This is a genomic window from Bacillus sp. EB V-12 (genome assembly GCF_056158125.1).
The window spans coordinates 1-7,479 of record NZ_JBUXJL010000033.1 but is presented as its reverse complement, the minus strand read 5'-3'; the positions used below and the strand labels follow the sequence as shown (position 1 = coordinate 7,479).

Below are 7,479 nucleotides of genomic sequence, written 5' to 3'. Positions count from 1 at the left end.
TTACTTGCATTTTCAACAGAGGCTACTACCTCTGAAGCTTTCAACTCTTCCCGTTTTTCTACCTTGCCTTTTCCTTCTTCAGTTCTACTCGTCTCTTTCTTATTCAATTTCATTGAATTAAATAAAAACTGAGCATATTGTTCACGTGTTACATCTTGTCCACCCATAAAATTCCCTGCTCCGTCACCTTTAGATATCCCTGCATCCGCAATTGCTTTTACATATGGTACTGCCCAATGACCTTCTTGGATATCTTTAAATCCATGTTTATTACCATTCACACCATCTATTTCTAATTTCAAAGTATGCTGCAATACTACTGCCATCTCATATCGAGTTAAAATACCATCTGGAAGAAAATTACCCGAACCATCCCCACGCATGATCCCTGCTTGTGCCACAATTTCAATATCCTTTTCAAAAAGGTGTCCTTTCGTATCTAAGAACTTACTTCCTACATAAACATTGTCCTCTAATTTTAAATAACGTTTTACTAGAGCGGCTACTTGTCCCCTAGTAATCTTATCTCCAAAGCCAAATAGACCATTTCCGTATCCTTTAAAGATACCCTGGCTCGATAAATACTGAATCCCTTCCTCTGCCCAATGTCCCTTTGGTATATCTTTATAAATTACTTCTTCTGCTTTTACTCCTCCTGTTGAAAGCAGAGCTGTTACAAATACTGCACCTGTTATTACTACATTTTTCATTTTCATTTTTCTTATCCTTTCTTTAAAAAGTAGGCTTACACCTACCGACATTCATCCCCCACCTAAAATTGGTGTGCCACCCCTTCACATTTTTGAGAAGTGAAGAATCTTCTGTCGGAAAATGATAAATTACCATAATTCTTTGCATCCTTTTTCTCATAAAATGACACAAATACGTCTAGTACTCTAGCCTGCTTACAAATGAATTGGACAATGCTAACAACATAATTCCAAGATTAAAAGATTACAGAAGGTTCATACTGATTTGATGCATTAAAAATTATCAGTAAATCATTTATTTATATCTTTATAAACAAATTTTACGAAATTAAGTGTATGAACAGAATTTCCAGTCATAAGAATATGCACAGAACCATCATTATATAAACATGTCTCTCTGAGAAATTATAAAAATGTAACATATATCCAATAGATGTAACAATTATAGTTACTTGTATACACGAGTGTCAACGAAATAAATATGACATTTTTGCAAACAGCTAATAAAAATGAAATAAAAGATAATGTTTTAAAGTAACTAATTCAAAAAGCCTTGTAATATATTACAAGGCTTTTTGAATTGGCATATACATTATAGATGGATAATTTTATTTTATTAAAATCAAGACCAAACCCATTGCTCTTTATTTGTATTCTGTGTTATTTTATCGTTAAATTTTTGAATATGGTCATACGTTGTTTTATCAGGTCCATGGAAATTAGACCCATCATGAAACTCCACTCGAACCATATCACCTATATTAAATTGTTGACCCTGTGTTAACTCCACATAAACAAGATCATTTTCCCCATTTTTAGAAGAGTATGTGACAGATACATAATCTGTATAATCTTTATCTATTTTTGTGATTTCTCCAATTACAAAATTAGGCTGACCATCTTCTTTTTCATACATTCCTGGTTTCAATGTTGTACCTTTTTTTTCTAAAGACCCAGTACTAGTACTATTTATTGAATCATTAACTTTTTCAATTCCATCTTGCATAGACAATACATCGCTTCTTGAAGCCCTTGCCAAATGCACTTTAACTTTATCCCCTACATTAAATTTCTGTCCTTGTGTCAACTCCACTCTAACATCTCGTTTACTGTCATTTATTCCAGTATATTGAACAATTACATAATTAATTTCTGCTTTTCCAGCTTTAAACTTACCTGCTTTTGTAACATATCCTATTTCATATTCGTATCCAAAACCATCCTCAATATAACTTCCCTGGTGTAATGTATCAGTACCTTGAACTTTTTCAATAGAATTTGCAAGCATATATTCAGCAAAATCACGCATCATTGTACCAGTAACTTTTACTTCATCTCCTATTTTTACATTTGGTATAGAATTTAAATAGACACGAACAGAATTTGTATACTGTTTTGATTCAACAGAAATTACATTGTTATCAATCTCAACTACACGACCTTCAATTGTTGACATATTCGTTTCAATAGAAGCTGCACTCGCTTTTGTTGCTTCTAATCCTGGTAAATTTGTTCCTGCAAGTGCTGCAATTCCTAATGTACCAGCTAAAATGATTTTTTTCATACCCATTTTTATAACATCTCCATTCATGTTGTAATTTTAATTACAGTTAACATCAAGCTAACTGTAATCAGTATAGTTACAACGATAATGATTATCAACTGTATTTGATATGCAATCTTACATATTTAAGATAAAGATACTTCTTTTCACACTTTTTTCACATTTAGCATGGCAGACACTTTTCCTCCAATCTTCTGTGTCCTTCTCTTATATGAATAAAAAAAGAATGGAAATAAGTATTATCTTTAGTTGCCGAAGATACTATTAGTACATGGCTTCTGGCATACAAAAGTCCAATAAAACCCTTACAAATACATACGGAAATTTCCCAAAATGTAATAAGACAAATTATTAATTACAAGCAAAAAAGATCCACCCAAAGTTGAGCAGACCTTTTTTGGTTACATACTTAATTTATTTTTTAATGTCCAGTATTTTTCTCCATTAGCTTCAAAAGAGAATTCAACCCATTTATTTGGATCTTCACGATAAATAATGATGTTTGTTCCAGGAGTTAATGTCGCAACTTTGTTTTGCTCGATACCTGGTTTACTTTTAATCTGTAAATCAAATGAATATGGTACATGGTAGTAAGCAGCTGAGGATACAACGTTTGCTTTTGACCCATCTGCATACAATTTATACGGAATTTCATTAGATAACGCTTCAACATCTAATGTTTCTGGATTCTTTGGTAATTTTTTCGCTGATGTATAATCTTTTGATTTGAACGGTTTAATACGTCCCATAATACTAGCAATTTTCCCACCCCATCCTTTATCTGATGCATATTTCACATTCATACCAGCTAACGTTGGTCCGTTATAATGCATACCACTTTCTTCTAAATATCTTTCTCGTACATAGTTAGCGTTATAAGCAATACTGTCGCCGTAAGTTGGTAAATATTTCGCATGTCTAAACGGATCTCCATCATACGCACGTAATCCAAAGAGATTATGTTTGCGGTACGCTATTTCTGATTTTCCATAACCAGATTCTAAAATTGCATGTGCTGCTAAATAAAGGGCGTTAACACCATATTTATTTTGCGCAGTAATAAAATCTTTCCCATGTCCAACTAATGGACTATCTGAATGGTATTTTGCAATAAAACTATCAATCTCTTGAGCAGTAATATTGGAAGCCAATGTTAAATCAATCTCTTCATATGAAGTAGCAACAATATTATTTTCAGGATTTTTTATCTCTAAAGGTTTTGTTGATTTATTAATCATGTTCTCATTACCTACTACACGTAGCATTCTATTTAAAAATGCTGCTGCTTCTGCACGTCTTGCTGTCCCTTTTGGAACAAATTGATTGTTTTCATTTCCTTTTACAATACCAAATTTATAAACACGTTGTAAGGCTTGCTTATCATATGTTAAATCTTGGTCTGAGAACGGTACAGATGCCAATGCCCCAACAATGCCTTTATACTGCAAGGCACGATCAACCATAATTACAACCTCTTCACGTGTAATCGTATCATTCGGTGCAAAAATATTGTTACCACGACCTTTAATAATACCTGCAGTGGCTGCACGATTAATTCCATCTACTAATGATGAATGTGCTAAGTGAAGATCTGTAAAGTTTGCTTTTCCTATAGGTAACTCCAATGCTCTTGAAATTAAAGTGGCAAATTCAGCACGTGTTACAAGACGCTCTGGCCAATAGGAACCTTTTCCGTCCCCCACCATAATACCTTTAGATGCTAGTTCTCTAATTTCCTGTTCATACCACATGCCAGATATGTCATCCGTTTGGCTCACTTGTATTTTATTATTTTGATCATAATACCCTTGTGCACCATTTAAAAAATCATTCCAAGCGCCTCGTGCAATCATTTTTGCTGGACATTTTTTATGATATTTACTGAAATATTGATGTTTCTTAACGTTATCTAGAGGAATATCTAATTCTTTCATTAAGTACGCTGTTAATTTACGTGCGTTTTCTACTGCTTTTTCATAATCTCCGTTCACAGCAATCTCAATTGCAATTGATTGTCTATTTCCTGTTCCATTTTCTCCATCACCAGCATGCCACCCATTTTCATTTAAAGGCAGATGCTGATAAATCTCTTTATCATCTACTGTAAAATGCCATGATGCACCGCGGTCTGTGTCTCCTGTTGCCTGATTATATAAGTATTTTGCATGATTTTTTGCACCCGCGCCTGAACTTTCATTATCGGTTTCATGAATTGTAATATAACGCGGATCCATCGCATATCCTGGTCGAATGCTATCATTTCCTTTTGGAACAATCCACTCTGTAAGAGGTACGTCATATATATTACCAGTTTTCAGTGTTGCTCCTGGCACCGCATAATACTTCGGAAAAGTTAATGTACCACCATTGGAACTTTTAACGTCTTGACTTGCAGATTTAGATGTAATCAGCGAAGATTTTGTTCCTTTAAACTTTGCGGATGATGAATGAATCCACTTCAAACCTTGTGCAAGTTGAATTTGGAACCATTCACCAGCTTGCGCTACGGCAGTAACAGTTTGAGGTTGCAGACTCTCCTCTTCTTTAAATGCATCAAATGGAGAAGAATACATGAATACTTTTTCATTAATTACTAGCTTATTTGCTTCATTTGTTAAATGATAAATATCTCTTACTTCTAATGAATGACCATTGTTATGTATCCAACCGTTGCTTATATTGGTTTGAACATAATACCAGTCTCCTTTTTTCTTAGTAGCTTTAACTACTTGTTGGGAAACTTGACTTATCACTGTAGTCTGTAAATTAGTAGATTCGTAGAGCGGTGTTTCATTCTGAATATATACAAGAAAATCACCTTGTATTTCCTCATTCGCTTCTACCTTATCATTTTTTCCATCTTCATCTTTCATATGCCTTTCAATACTTTTAATGGCTTGGATATCAGATGTTGTTTCCCCTACTTTTTCTACTTTTTCCACTGGTGCAGCAAATGAAGTAGTTGGAACCAGTGCAGCTTGTAGTGCTACAGTCATTGCTAAAACGTTTCGCATTTTTTTCATACTATCAATTAACACGTTATATCCTTTCTAAATACGTGTTATCTTGCCTCCTTTTTCTAATAAAATGATACAAATATACCTAGAAAACTAGCATATTTACAAATAAATTGGATAATACGAACAACGTGATTTCTAATCCATACCGTTCCTACTCTTTTTATGTTATATCGCCTATTCTATAGTCTGTATTTTTCCATTACATTATTTTATAAAATTTAGAATTACCCTCAAAAAACTATACCTTTTTGTATAACCTTCCCTATAACACTATTATTAACTTCTACTCCGTTCCTTGTACCAACAGTATATGAAAGCAAGACTGTATTTTTTTTACAATAAGGTATAGTTATGTTTATACTAACCAGATACATATAAAAAATAATTGGTATTATATTTTTTTATTGTAATAATAAGATTATATAAATAAAAATGCAGAATAGCTTCATTAATCAAAAACATATGTTATATAAACATAAATATGTATCTCTATGAAAATTTACACATGTAACATATATCCAATTGGAATACCTATTATATGCACTCGTACATACAAGTGTCAACAAAATAAATATCACATTTTTATGAACAACTACTAATACCTAGCTTCACAGTAAATAACTTGTAAATAGTACTAAATATTCCTCTTTTATTTAATCTAGAGAGCCTTCTCATTCCATAAGATTAAAAACACTTTTATCAATTCTTATAATTATTATAATGAGTAATTATTCACTTTGTTTAATAATTACTTACTATATTATTAACATGATTATCTTACAAAAATGTAATACTTTTTCAATTGACACTCGTATATATAAGTAACTATACTAGTTACACAAGCGTGGTAAATATATCAAATAGTCCCTTATTATAAGTGTATGTCTTTAGATTCTTTTCGAAATAATAGTTTAAATTAACTAATTATTATATACCTGTATTATAGTGAAATTGCCAACCTACTCTATTGTTTAAACTAAGTCATATTACTTATAAGATTCACTATAAATGATAGATTTACCAAGCTTTAATATTATTTTAGGAGTGTTACGTTTTGAAATATAAATTAATTGCTACAGGAATTCTCGCTGGAAGTCTACTTTCCTACTCATCTAGTACATTTGCAAATACTCATAAATTTCCGGATGTCCCAAATTGGGTAAGCCCTTCTGTAAATTACCTAGTTGAAAAAGGTGCATTACACGGAAAACCCGATGGCACTTTTTCTCCATCTGAAACAATTGATCGCGGTTCAGCTGCCAAAATAATGGCTATTATGCTTGGATTAGAAATTAATAAAAATGCTAAACCATCTTTCCAAGATGCTCAAAACCACTGGGCGGCACCTTATATTGCAGCTGTTGAAAAAGCAGGTGCTATTAAAGGAGATGGAAATGGTAACTTCCTTCCAACGGGTATGATTAATCGTGCATCCATGGCTTCAATGGTGGCAAACGCTTATAAATTAGAAAATAAAGTTGCTGGAAATAGCGTAACTACATTTGAGGATTTAAAAGGACATTGGGGAGAAAGATATGCAAATATTTTAATACAAACAGAAATTTCTAAGGGTACTGAAGATGGAAATAGCTGGTCTCCTAATAGACCAATCACTCGTGCAGAGGCTGCACAATTTATTGCAAAATCTGATCAAATCCATCACCAAACAAAACAAGAAGCAAATGCTGTAGTTGGTGTAATAACTGAGGCTGAATCCTTCTATGTGACTGTTGCATATACAGATACTGATGGAAATGACCAAGAAGTAAACGTAAACTTCTCAAATGATAGTAACTCAAAATTTAAAAAAGGTGACACAGTTAAAGTTGCTAATAAAGATCAATGGACACAACACAATGTCGGCCAAGGGCGCTATGCACAACTTGCTCCTACTGATTCCATTTCTAAAACTAATGACGAATCTAACAAACAAGAAGAAAATGCTGTAGTTGGTGTAATCACTGATGCAGATGCTTACTATGTAACTGTGGCATATAAAGATCCTGATGGAATTAGTCAAGAAGTAAACGTAAACTTCTCAAATGGTAGTAACTCAAAATTCAAAAAAGGTGACACAGTTAAAGTTGCTAATAAAGATCAATGGACACAACACAATGTCGGCCAAGGGCGCTATGCACAACTTGCTCCTACTGATTCCATTTCTCCAATGGTTGAAAAAGTAAAT

3 protein-coding genes and 2 pseudogenes are annotated in these 7,479 nt (G+C 33.0%); 1 reads left to right on the top strand and 4 read right to left on the bottom strand.

What is annotated here, in order from left to right:
- Nucleotides 1-110 precede the first annotated feature (110 nt).
- The 4 genes and pseudogenes from ACZDYH_RS30150 to ACZDYH_RS30135 all read right to left on the bottom strand — a co-directional run.
- Nucleotides 111-647: pseudogene (locus tag ACZDYH_RS30150) on the bottom strand (S-layer homology domain-containing protein); the annotation flags it as partial.
- A 685-nt stretch (nucleotides 648-1,332) separates the two neighbouring features.
- Nucleotides 1,333-2,280, bottom strand: coding sequence for a hypothetical protein (locus ACZDYH_RS30145; RefSeq protein ID WP_474888007.1), 948 nt, complete (start codon nucleotides 2,278-2,280; stop codon nucleotides 1,333-1,335).
- Nucleotides 2,281-2,675: 395 nt separating this feature from the next.
- Nucleotides 2,676-4,058 (bottom strand): S-layer homology domain-containing protein, encoded by a 1,383-nt coding sequence (locus ACZDYH_RS30140; protein WP_474888009.1) that lies wholly within the window; start codon nucleotides 4,056-4,058, stop codon nucleotides 2,676-2,678.
- Nucleotides 4,059-4,142: 84 nt separating this feature from the next.
- A pseudogene (locus ACZDYH_RS30135) lies at nucleotides 4,143-4,508 on the bottom strand (peptidoglycan recognition protein family protein); the annotation flags it as partial.
- Nucleotides 4,509-6,348: 1,840 nt separating this feature from the next.
- Between ACZDYH_RS30135 and ACZDYH_RS30130 the strand changes: the two are divergent.
- A partial coding sequence (locus ACZDYH_RS30130; protein WP_474888005.1) for an S-layer homology domain-containing protein occupies nucleotides 6,349-7,479 on the top strand: 1,131 nt, incomplete at its 3' end.